At 56.1% G+C, this 221-nt stretch carries 1 tRNA gene; it reads right to left on the bottom strand.

From position 1 onward, the window contains the following. Positions 1 to 145: 145 nt before the first annotated feature. A tRNA-Ala gene (locus tag GHO41_RS29700) sits at positions 146 to 221 on the bottom strand.

The following is a 221-nucleotide window of genomic DNA, read 5'->3' as shown; positions in this document are numbered from 1 at the left end:
CCCCTAGGGGACTCGAACCCCTGTTACCGCCGTGAAAGGGCGGTGTCCTAGGCCACTAGACGAAGGGGACACAAACCTTCTATTTGATCAGCGCTGAGTGCTGATCGATTCAATGCCGGTGTGGCCAGGCAGTGAACCTAAAATTTGGTGGAGCTAAACGGGATCGAACCGTTGACCTCTTGCATGCCATGCAAGCGCTCTCCCAGCTGAGCTATAGCCCC

Source organism: Pseudomonas sp. FSL R10-0399, assembly GCF_009600165.1.
GTDB classification, from domain to species: Bacteria; Pseudomonadota; Gammaproteobacteria; order Pseudomonadales; family Pseudomonadaceae; genus Aquipseudomonas; species Aquipseudomonas helleri.
Note: the sequence above shows the minus strand (reverse complement) of the source record. Positions and strands in the feature narration are given on the sequence as shown.